This window comes from Streptomyces sp. BoleA5, from assembly GCF_000373665.1.
Lineage (GTDB): Bacteria > Actinomycetota > Actinomycetes > Streptomycetales > Streptomycetaceae > Actinacidiphila.
In genome coordinates this window covers 37,458-54,433 of sequence record NZ_KB892105.1, presented here as the reverse complement: position 1 = coordinate 54,433, position 16,976 = coordinate 37,458, and the positions used below count along the sequence as shown (strand labels likewise).

The following is a 16,976-nucleotide window of genomic DNA, read 5'->3' as shown; positions in this document are numbered from 1 at the left end:
TGAGGCATGATCACCGACCGTCCCGCCCGGAACCGGTCCTACCGGGGGACCTGGGGCGCAGCCGGGCCGCGGCGGAGCGGGCCTGACGGCGCATCCGGCCGGACAGCGTCGGCGGGCGCGGCGCGGCGGCGATCAGCTGCTCCGACAGCCACAGGGAGCGCTTCTCGAGGTCCAGCTCGTCCAGCAGCCGGTCGATGTCGGCCAGCAGAGCCCCGTACAGGTCCCAGCTCTCCCAGCGCCGCTCCGTCTCCGCGCGCAGCAGCACGGCGATCCGGTCCCTTTCCTCCCGGCCGCGCCGCAGGGCGTCCTCCAGCCGGGCCTCCGCCTGGTCGGCACCCTCCGTGACCTGGGCCGCGATCAGCCGGCCGAAACTGTCGACGGCGTCGGCCAGGTCGGCGAACAACTCGTCGATGCCGGCGGCGAGCTCACCGGTGAACAGCGGCTCCCGCGTGCCGCGCTCGCGGTCCAGCTCCGTCAGTGAGCGGCACAGCGTCCGCAGCAGGACGGTCGAGACCTCCAGGGTGTCGAGCCCGCTGCGCAGCAGCAGCCGGGCCATCGCGCCCTCCGCCGGTCTGACCCGCGGGTTGAGCCGGGTCCCCTCCTCCGCCCTGCGCAGCGAGGCGTCGAACCGCGCGACCTCGTTGTCCAGCCGACGTGCGTCCATCAGCCACGAGCGGGCCTGCCCGGCGGTGGCTCCGGCGCGCACCTGACGGCCCATGCGGAGCATCAGCGCCCGCATGTGCTCCGCCAGCTCGCGTACCGCGTCACCGGCCGGCTCCACGAAGGCGGGCGGCGGTACGACGACGTTGAGCAGCACCCCGACACCGGCCCCGACCAGGGTCTCCAGCACGCGGTCCAGCGCCTCGCCGGAGGGGGCGGGGACGGCCAGGATGAGCATCGCGCTGATCGCGACCTCGGCCACGAACTCGTCCACCCGGATGAAGTGACCGGTCACCAGCGACGCCAGGATGATCAGCCCGAGGCTCCACCACGTCAGCCCGATCAGCTCCGCGAAGCCCACCGCGATGAGGACGCCGGCCACCACGCTGACCACCCGTCGGATGCCCGTGGTCACCGTCGTGTAGAGCGTCACCTGCACCACGAGCAGGGCCGTCAGGGGCGCAGTCAGCGGCGCCGGGTTGGGCAGCAGCCGGACTGCCACGGCGTACGACAGCACCGCGGCCACGGTGGAGCGCGCCGTCTGCACGACGATCGGCTCGTTGGTGCGCCGCAGGAGGTCGGCGAGCGGGGCGGGGAGGGCGCCGGGCACCCTGCCAGTCTCCCCGGGCCCGGGACGCCGGCACCGGTGCGGCGGGCACGGTTGCGCCGACCGCGTGAATACCCGGCCCCGACACGCCCCTGAGGCTGCGTCGGAGGCCCCGGCGGGGGCTTCATGGTCCGGGGCCGGAGTGTGTCCGAGCAGGGGAGCGAGGTGCCTATGGCGTGCGCGGTGCGGCGCTCGCGGGCCCTTGCCGCGGTGCTCGTCCTCGCGGCCGCCGCGGTCGCGTGCGGCGGTGGTGCCTCGCGGACGACCGGAGGGGCGACGCTCGACTGGTACAACTTCCCCGACGACTCCGGGGCGCTGCAGGAGGCCGCCGACCGCTGCAGCCGGGCCTCCGGCGGACGCTACGTCATCCGCTACAACAAACTCCCCCGGACGGCCGACGGCCAGCGGCAGCAGCTCGTACGCCGGCTGGCCGCACGCGACCCCGCGCTCGACATCCTCGGCCTGGACGTCACCTGGGCCCCGGAGTTCGCCGAGGCCGGCTGGATCCGCCCGTGGACCGGCACCCGGCGCGCCGAGGCCGTCCGGGACACCCTCGACGCACCGGTGCGCACGGCCACCTGGAAGGACCGCCTCTACGCCGTCCCCTACAACACCAACGTCCAGCTGCTGTGGTACCGCGCGGACCTCGTGCCGGAGCCGCCCACGACGTGGGCCGGGATGCTCGACGCCGCACGCGCCCTGGCGAAGGCCGGCAAACCCCACCGGATCGAGGTCCAGGGCGCCCAGTACGAGGGGCTCACCGTCTGGTTCAACACGCTCGTCGCCAGCGCGGGCGGTTCGATCCTCAACGCCGACGCGACCGCGCCCTCGCTCGGCGCGCCCGCCGTCCGGGCCGCGGGCATCATGCGCGACCTGGCGGCCTCTCCCGCCGCCGACCCGTCGCTGTCCAACCAGACGGAGGACCAGAACCGGCTCGCCATGGAGTCCGGCAGCGCCGCCTTCCAGGTGAACTACCCCTTCGTGTATCCGGCGATGAAGGCCGACAACCCGGAGCTCTTCCGGCACTTCCGATGGGCGCGCTACCCCCGGGTGGACGCCGACCGCCCCGCACGGGTCACCATCGGCGGCATCGACCTCGCCGTCGGCGCCCACAGCCGCCGGCCCGAGCTCGCCTTCGAGGCGGCGCTGTGCCTGCGCGACCGGGACAACCAGCGGGCCGCCGCGCTCCGCGGCGGCCTGCCGCCGACCCTGCGCTCCCTCTACGACGACCCCCGGATCGAGCGGAGCTACCCCTTCGCCCAGGACATCCTCGCCGAGCTGGAGAACGCCGCCCTGCGTCCGCAGACCCCCGCCTACCAGAACGTGTCCATCGCGGTGTCCCACACCCTGTCACCACCCGCCGAGATCCAGCCCGCCGCCTCCGTCCGGGACCTGCGGGGGCAGATCGAGGACGCCCTGCAGTCCAAGGGGCTGGTCCCGTGACGCGGCTGTCGGCGGGCGCCCGCCAGGAGCGCCGGCTCGGCTGGCTGCTCTGCGCCCCCGCCGTGCTCGTCATGCTCGCCGTGACCGCCTACCCCGTGCTCTACGCCCTCTACCTCTCCCTGCACCGCTACGACCTGCGCTTCCCGCAGCTGGCCCGCTTCGTGGGCCTGGACAACTACGCCGCGGTCCTGGGCTCCGGGTTCTGGTGGGAGGCGTTCCAGGTGACCTGCCTGATCACCGTCGTCTCCGTGGCGGTGGAACTGGTCCTCGGCATGGGCCTGGCCGTCGTCATGCACCGGGCGATCATCGGCCGCTCCGCGGTGCGCACCGCGGTCCTGCTGCCGTACGGCATCGTGACCGTCGTCGCCGCCTTCTCCTGGCAGTACGCCTGGACCCCCGGCATCGGCTACCTCGTCGACTCGGCGGGGGAGGCCCCGCTGACCGACCACTGGAAGGCCATCGGGCTGATCATCCTGGCCGAGGTCTGGAAGACCACGCCCTTCATGGCGCTGCTGCTCCTCGCCGGGCTGGCCCTGGTGCCCGAGGAGACCCTGCGCGCGGCCATGGTCGACGGCGCCACGCGGTGGCAGCGCTTCCGGCTCGTCACACTGCCGCTGATGAAACCCGCCATCCTGGTGGCGCTGCTGTTCCGCACCCTCGACGCGTTCCGCGTCTTCGACAACATCTACGTGCTCACCCAGGGCTCCAACGGCACCGGCTCCGTGTCGATCCTCGGCTACGACAACCTCTTCACGGCGCTGAACCTCGGCATCGGCTCGGCGATCTCCGTGCTGATCTTCCTCTGCGTGGCGGTCATCGCCTTCGCCTTCATCAGGCTGTTCGGCACGGCCGCCCCAGGAACGGAGGACACCGGACGATGAGCACGAGGCCGGCGCAGCGGCGGCGGATCGCCCGCTGGAGCGTCGTCAACACCGCCGTGGTGCTCTACGCGCTGTTCCCGGTGTGGTGGATCGTCGCGTTGTCCTTCAAGGACCCCGCCACCCTCTCCGACGGCAGCTTCGTCCCCCGCACGTGGACGCTGGAGAACTACCGCGGCATCTTCGCGACCTCCGAGTTCACCCGCGCGCTGGTCAACTCCATCGGGATCGCCCTGATCTCCACCGTCGTCGCCGTCACCCTGGGCACCATGGCCGCCTACGCCGTGGCCCGGCTGCGCTTCCCCGGCAAGGGGCTGCTGATCGGCACCTCGCTGCTGATCGCGATGTTCCCGCCCATCTCCCTGGTGTCGCCGCTCTTCGACATCGAGCGCTTCCTCGGCCTGTTCGACACGTGGGCCGGGCTGATCATCCCGTACATGACCTTCTCGCTGCCGCTGGCGATCTACACGCTGTCGGCGTTCTTCCGCGAGATCCCCTGGGACCTGGAGAAGGCCGCCAAGGTCGACGGGGCAACCCCCGCCCAGGCCTTCCGGCTGGTCATCGCGCCGCTCGCGGCACCCGGGGTGTTCACCACGGCGATCCTGGTCTTCATCTTCTGCTGGAACGACTTCCTCTTCGCGATCTCGCTGACCTCCACCACCGCCGCGCGCACCGTCCCTGCGGCCATCGCCTTCTTCACCGGCAGCTCCCAGTTCCAGCAGCCCACCGGTTCGATCGCGGCGGCCGCCGTGGTCATCACCGTCCCGATCGTCGTCTTCGTGCTGCTCTTCCAGCGGCGCATCGTGGCCGGACTGACCTCCGGCGCAGTGAAGGGCTGAAGGACCGCACATGGCCGAGATCACCCTCGAAGGCGTCGCCAAGCGCTACCCCGACGGCGCGGTCGCCGTCCGCGACGTCAGCCTCGCCATCGCGGACGGCGAGTTCGTGATCCTGGTAGGCCCGTCGGGCTGCGGGAAGTCCACCACCCTCAACATGATCGCCGGGCTGGAGGACATCACCGAGGGCACCCTCCGCATCGGCGGCCAGGTCGTCAACGACAAGGCCCCCAAGGACCGCGACATCGCCATGGTCTTCCAGAGCTACGCCCTCTACCCCCACATGACCGTCCGCCAGAACATGGGCTTCGCCCTGCGGCTGGCCCACGTGGACAAGGCCGTCATCAGGCAGAAGGTGGAGGAGGCGGCCCGCGTCCTCGACCTCACCGGGCACCTCGACCGCAAGCCCGCCAACCTCTCCGGCGGGCAGCGCCAGCGCGTGGCGATGGGCCGTGCCATCGTCCGCGAGCCCAAGGCCTTCCTGATGGACGAGCCGCTGTCCAACCTCGACGCCAAGCTGCGGGTCCAGATGCGCACCCAGATCGCCCGGCTGCAGCGGCGCCTGGGCACCACCACGGTGTACGTCACGCACGACCAGACCGAGGCCATGACCCTCGGCGACCGCGTCGTCGTGATGCGCGGCGGCCTCGTCCAGCAGACCGGATCGCCGCAGGAACTGTACGACCGGCCCCGCAACCTCTTCGTCGCCGGCTTCATCGGCTCGCCCGCGATGAACTTCTTCCCCGCCACGGTGGAGGAGGACCGGTTGAGGACCCCGCTCGGCGACCTGCCGCTCGACGACCGGCTCCGTACCGCCCTGACACGCCGCGACGCACCGCGCGAGGTCATCGCGGGCTTCCGGCCCGAGCACTTCGAGGACGCCGCGCTCGTGGACCCGGAACGCGGCGGCGCCACCGTCACCGTGACCGTCGACGTCCGCGAGTCCCTCGGCTCCGACGTCTACGTCCACGTCGCCCAGGAGGGCGGCGCGGCCGCCGTGGCCGCCGCGGAGCAACTGGCCGAACTGGCCGCCGATTCCGGGCTCGCCGACACCGGCGCCGGCGGCCCCGAGGTCGTCGCCCGGCTCTCCGCCAGGACCCGGGCACGCGAGGGCGAACGCCTGCGCCTGTGGCTCGACACCGCACGGGCCCAGGTCTTCGACCCGGCCACGGGTGACAACCTCACGCTCCCCGAACGCCCCCGCGACACGGCCGCGGAGTGAGCCCATGGCGCCGGCCCCCGTCCCGCCACCCCTCCCCGGACCCCTCGTGGACCTCGCCCCGCTCCTCGACGACTGGGGCTACCTGGCGGTCGGCGTCCTCGTCCTGCTCGACAACGGCGGCATCCCCGTGCCCGGCCAGACCGTCCTCGTCGTCGCGGCCGCCTACGCGGGCGCCGGACGGATGGACATCGCCGGCGTCGTCGCGGTCGCCGTCGCCGCGGCCGTCGCGGGCGACTGCCTCGGCTACCTCATCGGCCGTAGCGGCGGCCGCGCCTTCGTCCACCGCTGGGGCCGCTACGTCCTGCTCACCCCGGAACGCTTCCTGCGCGGCGAGGAGTTCTTCGCCCGCCGTGGCGACCTCGTCGTCCTCCTCGCCCGGTTCGTCGACGTCCTGCGCCAGACCAACGGCATCATCGCCGGCACCGCCGGCATGCCCTGGTGGCGCTTCCTGCTCTGCAACACCCTCGGCGCGATCCTCTGGGTCGGCGTCTGGGCCGGCCTCGCCAACGCCGCCGGCACCCGCCTGGGCGCCCTCTACTCCTGGCTCACCCGCTTCCAGCTCTACGCCGTGATCACCGTGGGCCTCCTCCTCGCCGCCCTGACCGCCCACCACATCCGCCGGCGCCGCATCCGCCGCCGTGACACCGGCTCCTGAGGCGGCTCACGGCCCGGCGCCCTGCTGGTGCGTTGCTCAGGGCGGCCGGCGGAACGGGACGGTCATGCAGCGCGCGTGCCGCCGCGAGGTGCAGCACCGCCGTGAACCGCCAGGGGTGGATCGGGCCGGCGACCTGCCGGGGCTCGTCCTCCAGGTCGGCCATGGCGGCGACCACCTTGTACGGGTTGGTGAAAGCGGATCCAGAGGCGGTCACCGCCGACCATGTGGCGGCGCCGCGGGAGCCACCAGTCGCCCCGGGGGTGCGTCCGCGCGCGGTCGAGCACCTCGCCCGGCGGGGCGGACTTGGGCACGCGGGACGGCAGTCACAGATGTGTGGCGTCAGTCAGTATCGAGGCCGTCGATCAGGCGGTTGAGGAACCGGGTGAAGGTGGCGTCGGGAGTGAGGGGACGTCCGGGGGCGGAAAGGGCTTCGGCGAGTTCCGGGTGGCAGCCGTCGGCGGCGACAGCGGCGAGATAGCGGCCTTCGGCTGCGGCCCGGTCTGGTGATCGTGAGACCGCGGCCTGCGCGATCTCATGAGCAACGTGCCCGGCCACGAATGCGGTGATCTGGGCGAAGACCTCTAGCTTCGCCGCACCGTCCAGCCCGGTGGGCCGCAGGACGGCGAGCACGTGTTCCAGGAAGGCGAGTGTGTTGGGGCCCGGAACGCGACGGGTGGACAAGGCGGCGGGCAGCCAGGGGTGGCGCAGCATATGGGTGCGCTGCAGGTGGGCCACGGTCTTCAGATCGGCACGCCAGTCGCCGCTGGGTGGGTCCGTGACCGTGAGTTCACCGCTGACGTGGTCGACCATCAGTTCCAGCAGCGTGTCCTTGTCAGGGGCGTAGCTGTAGAGCGACATGACGCCCGCTCCGACCTCGGCGGCGACCCGCCGCATGGTGACCGCGTCGAGTCCTTCCGCGTCCGCCAGAGTGACGGCTGCGACGGTGATCGTCTCCCGGCTGAAGGAGGGCCTGCGGCCTCTGCGGGTCTCGGTGGGACGCAGCCAGAGCTGTTCGGGATCGACGCCCACGGCACCGGACTTTCCGTCCCCGGACACGGCCTCGCACTCCTTCCCCTGATTGCTGAGGCGGCTTCTTGCCAAGGTCATCCAAGCATCCTCTATTCTCGTACACCGTACGAGAATAGAGGAGGGGAACGATGCCATCACACACGCCCGACGCCGTAGCCAGACCAGCCTGGGTGCCACCCGCCGGAAAACCGCCACTGTCCTCGCGGATGATGAGGGCCACCTGGCGAGGTCTGCCAGCGAAACGGAACGAGGTCGGATGGGAGCCGGGGCTGGTGGTGCCGGCCGCCGACGGCAGCCCGTTGATCACTGACCACTACTTTCCGCGCGCCCAGGGCGACTTCCCCACCCTGCTGGTCCGCTCGCCCTATGGCAGAGGCCTGCCGTGGTCACCCCAGTACGGCCTGCTCTTCGCCGAACAGGGCTTCCACGTAGTCCTGCAGAGCTGCCGTGGCACCGGAGGTTCGGGCGGCATGTTCGACCTGTGGCGCAACGAGGCCGCCGACGGCCAGGCCACGATGTCCTGGCTGCGCGAGCAACCCTGGTTCAACGGGACACTGGGGACCGTCGGCCCCAGTTACCTGGGCTACGTGCAATGGGCCCTCGCTTTGGACCCACCGCCAGAACTGAGGGCAATGGTGGTGCAAGTAGGGCTGCACGATCCCTACGCCCTGTTCCATGCAGGCGGTGCCCTTCGCCTGGAGAACGCCCTCGCCGTGGGCGTGGGCATGAACTACCAGCACCAGGGCATGGCACCGTTCCTCAAGGCGACACTGCGCCTGCACCGCCGTCTGCGCGACATAACCACCGCGCAGCCCCTGCGCAGGGCGTACGTGTCAGCCTTCGGCAGCGAACTGCCCTGGCTGGACGACGTGATGACACACCCGGACGCCAAGGACGCCTACTGGCACGGCGCCTCGTTGGCGGAATCGGCGGAGCGGCTCCGCGTGCCCACGGCGCTGATCACCGGATGGCACGACGCACTGGCCGACCAGACCTTTGAGCAGTACGACCGGCTGTGCCAGGCCGGATGTGAGACCGCCCTGCTCGTCGGTCCCTGGACCCACACCTCCGCCCTGCAGCAAGGATGGCCCGAGGTATTCGCCGAGAGCCTCGCCTGGCTGCGCGCCCACCTGTACGCCGATCCCTCCGGCCTGCGTCCCACCGCGGTGCGTGTGCGCATCGGCGGCGAAGACGCCTGGCGGGACCTCGACGACTGGCCGCCGGCCGCTGCGGCCACCTCGTGGTACCCCGTCCCCGGCGGGCATCTCACCCGGCAGGCCCCCGCAGACTCCGCACCCGTGACGGCGTTCCGCTACGACCCGGCCGATCCCACCCCCTCCCTGGGCGGCCCACTGCTCTCCCGCACCGCCGGTCCACGGAACAACGCCACCCTGGAGGCCCGAGACGACGTCCTGACATTCACCGGCCCACCCCTGACCGAGCCCATGGACATCCTGGGCCCGGTCTCCGCACGGCTGAGCATCTCCACGGACACCGGACACGCCGATGTCTTCACCCGCCTGTGCGACGTAGACCCGCAAGGCCGCTCCGTCAACATCTGTGACGGGTTCAGCCGACTCCGGACGGCTCAACAGGCGCCCTCACAGGTCACCGTGCCGATGAGCGCCATTGCCCACCGCTTCCCCGTCGGCCATCGCATACGCTGGCAGATCAGCGCAGGCGCCCACCCACGCTACGCCCGCAATCCCGGCACCGGTGAGTCGCCGGTGGACGCCATCACCTACACGCCGGTGCGCATCACGCTCCACGCGGACTCGGCATTGGTACTTCCCAGCAGCTCTGGTCTCGCGTAATCCGTCAGTCCTCCGGGGAACGGCCGACGAGCCGGGCCGTCCGGCCCGGCTCACTCCTCCACGCCCTCTTCGCGATCCAGGTCAACCACGTCAGGATTTCGTAGCAGCCACCCGTGGGCCGCGATTCACTTCAACACGCTGAACCTGACAGAGCAGCACCGGTGGGGGCGCCGCCCCTGCGGCCCCAGCTCCGCCGGGGGGTGCCCCCACGGTGGGGAAGCCGTCCGGCGCATCCTCGACGCGGTAGCGCAGCGCGGTCGCCCAGAAGTGCGCCTGGCCCTCCGGATCCGCGCAGTCGAACGTGAGCTGGAAAGCGACCATGGGGTGCCTCCGTCGAAGTGGCCCGCCCGGTGCCCGCGCCGGTGGGGCCATCCTGCCCGACGGGTACGACAGCGGCTCAGCCGTTCTCCTCGATCCTGAAGCCGACCTTCAACCCGACCTGGAAGTGCCCGACCTGCCCGTCCGCGAAATGACCGCGGATCTGCGTCACCTCGAACCAGTCGAGGTTGCGCAGGGTCTCCGAGGCACGGCTGAGCCCGTTGCGGATGGCGGCGTCCAGACCCTCGCTGGACGAGCCGACGATCTCGGTCACCCGGTACGTGTGGTCGGTCATGAGGCCTCCCTGATCGGTGGGACGGGCGGTTCCGCCGCCCTCCACGGTGCCTCATCACCCGTCGCGCCGCGAGGGGAAGGGGCCCCGGGGCGTTAGCCCGCGGCGTGCCGTGGGAAGGGGCACCACATGGCCAGGGCGAACGACGAGGTCGAAGCCCTGCTCCGTGAGTACGCCGACCTCATCCGGATCACCGGTGGCGACGCGTTCAAGGCGCGCGCCTACGAGAAGGCCGCCCGCGCCATCGGCGGCCACCATGAGGACGTCTCCCGGCTCGACGACAAGGAGCTGCGGAAGATCCCCGACGTGGGGAAGTCGGTGGCCGCGAAGGTCGCCGAGTACCTGCGCACCGGCACCGTGCCAGCCCTCGAGGAGCTGCGCGCCCGCATCCCCGCGGGTGTGCGGGAGATGACCGAGATCCCGACGCTCGGCCCCAAGCGGGCCATGATGCTCTACCGGGAGCTGCACATCGCCTCGGTGCGGGAACTCGCCGACGCCATCCACCAGGAGCGCCTGCGCGGCCTGCCCGGCTTCGGCGCCCGCACCGAGGAGAACATCCTGCACGGCATCGGCCTGCTGCGGTCCTCGGGGGGCCGGGTCCGGCTCGACGTCGCCATGGAGGTCGCCGAGGAGGTCGTCGCCGAGCTCTCCGCGCTCCCCGGCTGCGAGCGCTGCACGTACGCAGGCTCGCTGCGCCGCATGCGGGAGACCGTCGGCGACGTCGACGTCCTCGTCGCCGCGGAGCGGTCCGGGCCCTTCATGGAGACGTTCGTCCGGATGCCCGTGACCGCGGAGGTCGTCGTGCGGGGCGCGAAGAAGACCTCGATCCGTACCGCCAAAGGCCTCCAGGTCGACCTGCGGGTGGTGCCGCCGGACGCGTGGGGCGCGGCGCTGCAGTACTTCACCGGCTCCAAGGCCCACAACATCCGCGTCCGCGAGCTGGCCGTCCATCACGGCCTCAAGCTCTCCGAGTACGGGCTCTTCGACACCGCGACCGGCGAGCGGATCGTCTCCCGGACCGAGGAGGAGGTCTACGCCCGGCTCGGTCTGCCCTGGATACCGCCGACGCTGCGGGAGGACCGGGGCGAGATCCAGGAGGGACTGGCCGGGGAACTGCCCGAGCCCCTCGCCCTGGACGCCGTCCGCGGCGACCTGCACACCCACACCGACCTGACGGACGGCCTTGCCGGGCTGGAGGAGATGGTTGCGGCCGCGGCCGCGCGCGGCTACGCCTATTACGCGGTCACCGACCACGCGCCCAACCTGTACATGCAGCGCATGACCGACGCGAAGATCCTCGCCCAGCGCGAGCAGGTCCGCCGCCTGGACCGCACGCACCAGGGCATGCGCGTCCTGCACGGCACCGAACTGAACATCGGCCCCGACGGCGACGTGGACTGGCCGGACGGGTTCCTGGCCGGCTTCGACCTGTGCGTCGCCTCCATCCACTCCCACTTCAACCAGGACCGCGACGCCCTCACCCGGCGCCTGGTGCGCGCCGCCGAGAACCCGTACGTCGACATCATCGGCCACCCCACCACCCGGCTGCTGGGCAGGCGCCCGGGTGTCGACGCCGACCTCGACGAGGTCTTCGCCGCCTGCGCCCGCACCGGCACCGCGCTGGAGGTCAACGCCCAGCCCGACCGGCTCGACCTCGGCGACGAGCTGATCCTGCGGGCCCGCCGGCACGGCGTGCGGTTCGCCGTCGACAGCGACGCGCACTCCACCGTCCACCTGGACTTCATGCGCTACGGCGTCGGCACCGCCCAGCGGGGCCGGCTCACCGAGGACGACGTCGTCAACGCCTGGCCGCTCACCCGGCTGCGGCGCTTCCTGCGCGAGGGCCGCCGTACGCATCCGCGACCGTACCCGGGGTAGGCGCAGCGAAAGGGCCCCGCACCACGCCCCGACATCGAGGAGGACACGATGCTGCTGCTGGGATTCGTGCTCATGGGCGCCACCGCCGCCTTCACCGGGCTCCTGATCGCGGAGAACCTCGGGGGTGGCCCCGACTACACCGTGACGTTGTTCGGCTCCGACATCGCCACCGTCAACACCCTCGGGGCGTTCCTCGCCGGTCTCGCGCTGGCCCTGGTGTTCTGCCTGGCCTCGGTCATCGCCCTGGCCGGCGCCGGACGCGAGCGCAGCCGCCGTGCGGAGCTGCGCCGGCTGCGCCGCCGGGCCCGTGCCGCCGAGGCCGCGCCCGACGCCACCGCCGCGGGCACCACCGCCGCCCCGGCCCCCGGTACCGCCAGGACCGACGACGAGACGGCCACGACGCAGAAGACCCCCTCGGCGTCGGCGCGCCGCCGGGGCATGCACCTCTTCGGCCACTGAGCCACCTGACCCACCGCCCACCGGCCCACCGAGCCACCGACCCGGAGCGCCCGGCCACCAGCGTTACGTACGACGGACCGCCGAAGATGCCTCCCGGACCCGCTGCCGCCATTCTTGGAACGGGGAAGGACAAGGAGGCCGGTACGTGTCCACCACGAAGATCTGCTGTGTGGCGGGCGCCCCGTGCTGGGTCAGCCTGATGGCACGCGACCTGGACGTGGCGAAGGCGTTCTACGGACCACTGCTCGGCTGGGAGTTCGAACCCGGGCCCTCACGCTGGGGCCCCTACGAACGCGCGCTGGTGAACGGCACGGAGGTGGCCGGCATCGGCGCCATCGCCCGCGACTGGGAGACCTCGGTGTCCTGGACCACCTACTTCGGGGTGGACAGCGCCGACGCCACGGCCTCCGACATCCGCGACCGCGGCGGCACGGTGGCCGTGGGCCCGCTCGACTTCGACGCCGGGCGGCTGGCGCTGGTGGCGGACTCCATGGGCGCCTCCTTCGGCATCTGGGAGGGCGAGCACGGCCCCGCCCGCAAGCTGCGGATGCACGGCGCACCCTCCTGGATCGAGCTGCGTACACGTGACGCCTTCGCCGCGGCCCTGTTCTACGGCGAGGTCTTCCACTGGGACCGGCGCGGCCCCCGCTACGTCGTGGAATGGGAGAACGACCGCGTCGTCCTCTACGTCGACGGGCACAGCGTCGCGGGGATCCGCGGCGGCGGCGTGGAGGCCGCGGCCGACCCCAAGGTCCGGCCGCGGTGGCACGTCTTCTTCACCGTCGCCGACGTCGACGAGGCCGTCCGGCGCGCCAAGGACCTCGGCGGCGAGGTGACCGGCGAACCCCTCGACAGCGCCTACGGCAGGGTCGCGGGCATCCGTGACCCTGAGGGCGGACTGCTCTCCCTCGTCGCCGACCACCAGTAGCACGCGCCCGGCGCGTCCCATCGGATGAACCTCGCCCCGCCATCGTCCCGCCGGGTCGCGGACACCCCGGTGGGGCACTAGAGAAGCGGCCATGGAGTGGTTCACGGCACCCGACTACTGGCTGAGCCGCGTCGTCGTCCAGCGCGGGCTGGGCGTGCTCTACCTGGTCGCCTTCCTCACCGCCGCCGGTCAGTTCCGCGCCCTCATCGGCGAGCACGGGCTGCTGCCCGTCCCGCGCTTCCTGCGGGACGTGCCCTTCCGTCACGCGCCCAGCCTGTTCCACCTCCGCTACTCCGACCGTCTCTTCGCCGCTGTCGCGTGGGGCGGTGCCGCGCTGTCCGCCGCCGTCGTCGCGGGCGTCACCGACCTCGTGCCGCTGTGGGCCGCCATGCCGCTGTGGGCGGCGCTGTGGCTGCTCTACCTGTCGATCGTCAACGTCGGCCAGACCTGGTACGCGTTCGGCTGGGAGTCCCTGCTGCTGGAGGCCGGCTTCCTGGCGGTGTTCCTCGGCAACGACGACACAGGGCCGCCCGTGCTGATCCTGTGGCTGATGCGCTGGCTGGTCTTCCGCGTCGAGTTCGGCGCCGGACTGATCAAGATGCGGGGCGACGCCTGCTGGCGCGATCTGACCTGCCTCTACTACCACCACGAGACACAGCCCATGCCCGGCCCGCTCAGCTGGTTCTTCCACCACCTGCCGCGCGGGGCGCACCGGGCCGAGACCGCCGCCAACCACTTCGCCCAGCTGGTCATGCCCGTAGCCCTGTTCACTCCGCAACCGGTGGCGAGCGTCGCCGCCTGCGTCGTCATCCTCACCCAGCTGTGGCTGGTGCTCTCGGGCAACTTCGCGTGGCTGAACTGGCTGACGATCGTCCTCGCCGTCGCCGCCCTCGACGGCTCGTACGCGGCAGCGCCGCCGCCCGCGGCGTCCGTCCCCCCGCCCGCCTGGTACGCGGCCCTGGTGATCGCCGCCACCGCTCTGGTGGCCGTGCTCAGCTACTGGCCCGCCCGCAATCTGCTCTCCCGCGGCCAGATGATGAACGTCTCCTTCAACCGGCTGCACCTGGTCAACTCCTACGGCGCCTTCGGCAGCATCAACCGGATGCGCCTGGAGGTCGTGGTGGAGGGCACCGACGCCGCCGAACCCGGCCCCGGCACCGTGTGGAAGGAGTACGGCTTCAAGGGCAAGCCCACCGACCCGCACCGGCTGCCCCGCCAGTTCGCCCCGTACCACCTGCGGCTGGACTGGATGATGTGGTTCGCCGGGATCTCCTCGGGCTACGCGTGGAGCTGGTTCGTGCCGTTCGTCGGCAAGCTCCTGGAGAACGATCCCCGCACCCTGCGGCTGCTGCGGAGCAACCCCTTCCCGGACGCCCCGCCCACCTACGTCCGCGCCCGCCTCTACCACTACCGCTTCACCGACTGGCGCACCCTGCGCGCCACCGGGGCCTGGTGGGAGCGGAGCCTCGTGCGCGAGTACCTTCCGCCCGTCGACCGCGAGGGACTGCGCCGCCACGGCTGACGACGCCCGTGCGTCCCGGCCCCGGGCCTCAGTCGCGCCAGGGGGTGGGACGGATCTCGAAGCCGGTGAGCCCCTCCGGCTCCTCCTCGACGACCTCCACCCGGTCCACGATGGACAGCGGCGAGCCTTCCTGCGACCAGGCGACCATCTCCGCCACCGCCCCGGGCGGGCCCTCGAAGACCGCCTCGACGGTGCCGTCCGGCCGGTTGCGGACCCAGCCGGCGACACCGGTGCCGTCCGCGGTCATGCGGCAGGTGTCCCGGAAGTACACCCCCTGGACGTCCCCCGTCACCACGACCCGGCGCCGGATCACGGCCGGACCCGGCGGATCGCGTCGCGGAAGGCGTCGGCGTCCAGGACGGCCGCCCCGCCGGGGTCGTTGTTGAAGTACACGAACACGTCGGAGCCCTCAGGCCAGGTGTCCACGATGCGGTGCGCCCAGGTGGTCAGCGCCCGGGACCCGTAGCGGGGCCACGGCCGGGCGATGCCCTCATGGAAGCGCACGTAGCCCCAGTCCGCGGTGCGCCACAACGGCGTGGCCGGGCGCGCCCGCCGGTCGGCCCAGCACAGGGCCGCGCCCTGGCGCTTCAGCAGCGCGCGGATCTCGGGGGTCCACCAGGAGGCGTGCCGCGGCTCGACGGCCACCCGCACACCCGCGGGGAAGCAGCGCAGGCACGTCTCCAGGACACGGGCGTCGGCCCGGAGGTTCGGCGGCAGCTGCAGCAGCACCGGGCCCAGCCGGTCGCCGAGCCCCTCCGCGTGCGTCAGCAGCCGCCGCACCGGCTCCTCAGGGTCGCGCAGCCGCTTCATGTGGGTCAGGTAGCGGCTGGCCTTAACCGCCATGACGAAGCCCTCGGGCGTGTGCTCGCGCCAGATCGCGAACGTCTCCCGGGACGGCAGGCGGTAGAAGGCGTTGTTGCTCTCGACCGTGCCGAAGCGGCGGGCGTACTCCTCCAGCCACAGTCGCTGCGGCACCTGGGGCGGGTACAGCACGCCGCGCCAGTCCCGGTACTGCCACCCTGAGGTTCCCACGAGCACGGACATCGCGCGGCCCTGCCGGTTGCTTGCTTGTCCCTATTCAGGGTAGGTCGTAAGAAGTCCCGCATCTCCCCGCTCGCGGGGGTGAAACCATGCACTTCACAGACCGTGCCGATGCCGGACGGCAGCTCGCGGAGCGGCTGCGGCATCTGGATTTCGACAACCCCATCGTGCTCGGCCTGCCGCGTGGCGGCGTGGTCGTCGCCTACGAGGTGGCGCAGGCCCTGCACGCTCCGCTGGACGTGATCGTCGTCCGCAAGCTGGGCGTCCCCTACCACCGGGAACTGGGCTTCGGCGCCATCGGCGAGGGCGGCGCCAAGGTGCTCAGCGACGACATCGTCCGCATGGGCCACGTCTCCCGTGCCGACATCGACAGCGTCGAACACCGCGAGGAGGCCGAGCTGGCCCGGCAGGCGCACCGATTCCGCGAGGGGCGGCCGCGCACCTCGCTGGCCGGCCGTACGGTGCTGATCGTCGACGACGGCGTCGCCACCGGCGCCACCGCCCTCGCCGCCTGCGAGGTGGCCCGCGCCCAGGGCGCGGCCCGGATCGTGCTCGCGGTGCCCGTGGCCTCGCCGCAGTCGCTGCCCGCGCTGCGGCACGCCGCCGACGACGTGGTGTGCCTGTCGGCGCCGAACGCCTTCTTCGCGGTGGGGGAGTGGTACCACGACTTCTCCCAGACCGCCGACGAGGAGGTGTCCGGCCTGCTCAAGCGGGCCGCCGCCCGGGCACCGCGGACCACCGAGGTGGACCTCACCGTGGGCGACGGGGCCGGGACGCGGCTCGCCGGCACGCTGACCATGCCCGCCGACGCGCGGGCGCTGGTGCTCTTCGCCCACGGCACCGGCAGCAGCCGGCACAGCCCGCGCAACCGCGCCGTGGCCGCCGCGCTCAACCAGGCCGGCCTCGGCACCCTCCTGTTCGACCTCCTCACCTCCGCCGAGGAGGCGGACCGGGCCAACGTCTTCGACATCGAACTGCTCGCCGGCCGCCTGGCCGACGTCACCGAGTGGGCCCGCGGGGAGAACCTGCCGCTGGCCTACTTCGGCGCCAGCACGGGCGCCGCCGCCGCGCTGTGGGCAGCGGCCGACCCCCGGGCCGCCCCGTACGTCTCCTCGGTGGTGTCCCGGGGCGGCCGCCCCGACCTGGCCGCGCCCCGGCTCGGCGCTGTCAGGGCACCCACCCTGCTCATCGTCGGCGGCCGGGACACCACCGTCCTGGAGCTGAACCGGCGTGCCCAGGAGGCGCTCGGCTGCCCCAGCCTGCTGCACGTGGTGCCCGGCGCCACCCATCTGTTCGAGGAGCCCGGAGCCCTCGACGAGGTGGCGCACCTGGCGCGCGACTGGTTGGCCGGTCACCTCCCTGCGACGGCCGGTCCGTGACCGTACCCTGAGGTC

Annotated in this window: 17 protein-coding genes; 11 read left to right on the top strand and 6 right to left on the bottom strand. The window is 72.3% G+C overall.

Going from position 1 to position 16,976, the window contains the following annotated elements; translation table 11 throughout:
- Nucleotides 1–10: 10 nt before the first annotated feature.
- Nucleotides 11–1,270: an FUSC family protein gene (locus tag B085_RS0120110; protein WP_018560378.1), complete on the bottom strand. Its 1,260-nt coding sequence runs from the start codon at nt 1,268–1,270 to the stop codon at nt 11–13.
- A 168-nt stretch (nt 1,271–1,438) separates the two neighbouring features.
- Here B085_RS0120110 and B085_RS0120105 point away from each other — a divergent pair, with 168 nt between their 5' ends.
- From B085_RS0120105 to B085_RS0120085, 5 genes are read left to right on the top strand one after another with little or no spacing between them, the layout of a single operon-like run.
- A complete protein-coding gene (locus B085_RS0120105) occupies nt 1,439–2,710 on the top strand; it encodes an ABC transporter substrate-binding protein (protein ID WP_018560377.1) in 1,272 nt (423 codons plus the stop codon).
- On the top strand, nt 2,707–3,591 hold the full coding sequence (locus B085_RS43040) for a carbohydrate ABC transporter permease (protein WP_018560376.1): 885 nt from the start codon (nt 2,707–2,709) through the stop codon (nt 3,589–3,591). The genes B085_RS0120105 and B085_RS43040 overlap by 4 nt, the downstream gene beginning before the upstream one ends.
- Nucleotides 3,588–4,427: a carbohydrate ABC transporter permease gene (locus B085_RS0120095; protein ID WP_018560375.1), complete on the top strand. Its 840-nt coding sequence runs from the start codon at nt 3,588–3,590 to the stop codon at nt 4,425–4,427. The genes B085_RS43040 and B085_RS0120095 overlap by 4 nt, the downstream gene beginning before the upstream one ends.
- Nucleotides 4,428–4,437: 10 nt before the next feature.
- The gene (locus B085_RS0120090; protein WP_018560374.1) at nt 4,438–5,646 is read left to right on the top strand and encodes an ABC transporter ATP-binding protein; all 1,209 of its coding nucleotides are present in this window, start codon (nt 4,438–4,440) and stop codon (nt 5,644–5,646) included.
- A 4-nt stretch (nt 5,647–5,650) separates the two neighbouring features.
- Entirely contained in the window at nt 5,651–6,301 is a 651-nt protein-coding gene (locus tag B085_RS0120085) for a DedA family protein (protein ID WP_037732068.1), read from the top strand.
- A gap of 339 nt (nt 6,302–6,640) precedes the next feature.
- Here B085_RS0120085 and B085_RS0120080 read toward each other — a convergent pair whose 3' ends face one another.
- Entirely contained in the window at nt 6,641–7,357 is a 717-nt protein-coding gene (locus B085_RS0120080; RefSeq protein WP_018560372.1) for a TetR/AcrR family transcriptional regulator, read from the bottom strand.
- Nucleotides 7,358–7,539: 182 nt separating this feature from the next.
- Here B085_RS0120080 and B085_RS0120075 point away from each other — a divergent pair, with 182 nt between their 5' ends.
- The gene (locus B085_RS0120075) at nt 7,540–9,144 is read left to right on the top strand and encodes a CocE/NonD family hydrolase (RefSeq protein ID WP_037732078.1); all 1,605 of its coding nucleotides are present in this window, start codon (nt 7,540–7,542) and stop codon (nt 9,142–9,144) included.
- A 90-nt stretch (nt 9,145–9,234) separates the two neighbouring features.
- On the opposite strand, the gene B085_RS49395 is transcribed toward B085_RS0120075, so the two are convergent.
- Together B085_RS49395 and B085_RS0120070 are read right to left on the bottom strand one after the other, a co-directional pair.
- A complete protein-coding gene (locus B085_RS49395; RefSeq protein WP_158689778.1) occupies nt 9,235–9,465 on the bottom strand; it encodes a VOC family protein in 231 nt (76 codons plus the stop codon).
- Between the two features lie 76 nt (nt 9,466–9,541).
- Nucleotides 9,542–9,757, bottom strand: a complete 216-nt coding sequence (locus tag B085_RS0120070) for a dodecin (RefSeq protein WP_018560370.1) — start codon at nt 9,755–9,757, stop codon at nt 9,542–9,544.
- 126 nt (nt 9,758–9,883) lie between these two features.
- Between B085_RS0120070 and polX the strand changes: the two genes are divergently transcribed.
- The 4 genes from polX to B085_RS0120050 all read left to right on the top strand — a co-directional run bounded on the left by polX (nt 9,884) and on the right by B085_RS0120050 (nt 14,541).
- Complete coding sequence (gene polX / locus B085_RS0120065) at nt 9,884–11,632, top strand: DNA polymerase/3'-5' exonuclease PolX (protein ID WP_018560369.1); 1,749 nt, start codon at nt 9,884–9,886, stop codon at nt 11,630–11,632.
- A gap of 48 nt (nt 11,633–11,680) precedes the next feature.
- Nucleotides 11,681–12,091: a hypothetical protein gene (locus B085_RS50085; protein WP_018560368.1), complete on the top strand. Its 411-nt coding sequence runs from the start codon at nt 11,681–11,683 to the stop codon at nt 12,089–12,091.
- A gap of 145 nt (nt 12,092–12,236) precedes the next feature.
- Nucleotides 12,237–13,019 carry a VOC family protein gene (locus B085_RS0120055; RefSeq protein ID WP_018560367.1) on the top strand — a complete coding sequence of 261 codons (783 nt, stop codon included), beginning with the start codon at nt 12,237–12,239 and terminating at the stop codon, nt 13,017–13,019.
- A 91-nt stretch (nt 13,020–13,110) separates the two neighbouring features.
- Nucleotides 13,111–14,541 (top strand): lipase maturation factor family protein, encoded by a 1,431-nt coding sequence (locus tag B085_RS0120050; protein ID WP_018560366.1) that lies wholly within the window; start codon nt 13,111–13,113, stop codon nt 14,539–14,541.
- A 28-nt stretch (nt 14,542–14,569) separates the two neighbouring features.
- Here B085_RS0120050 and B085_RS0120045 read toward each other — a convergent pair whose 3' ends face one another.
- Together B085_RS0120045 and B085_RS0120040 are read right to left on the bottom strand one after the other, a co-directional pair.
- Nucleotides 14,570–14,854, bottom strand: a complete 285-nt coding sequence (locus B085_RS0120045; protein WP_018560365.1) for an acylphosphatase — start codon at nt 14,852–14,854, stop codon at nt 14,570–14,572.
- Nucleotides 14,851–15,585 (bottom strand): DUF72 domain-containing protein, encoded by a 735-nt coding sequence (locus B085_RS0120040; RefSeq protein ID WP_018560364.1) that lies wholly within the window; start codon nt 15,583–15,585, stop codon nt 14,851–14,853. The genes B085_RS0120045 and B085_RS0120040 overlap by 4 nt, the downstream gene beginning before the upstream one ends.
- 86 nt (nt 15,586–15,671) lie before the next feature.
- Between B085_RS0120040 and B085_RS0120035 the strand changes: the two genes are divergently transcribed.
- The gene (locus tag B085_RS0120035; protein ID WP_018560363.1) at nt 15,672–16,961 is read left to right on the top strand and encodes a phosphoribosyltransferase family protein; all 1,290 of its coding nucleotides are present in this window, start codon (nt 15,672–15,674) and stop codon (nt 16,959–16,961) included.
- The last annotated feature ends 15 nt before the right edge of the window (nt 16,962–16,976 follow it).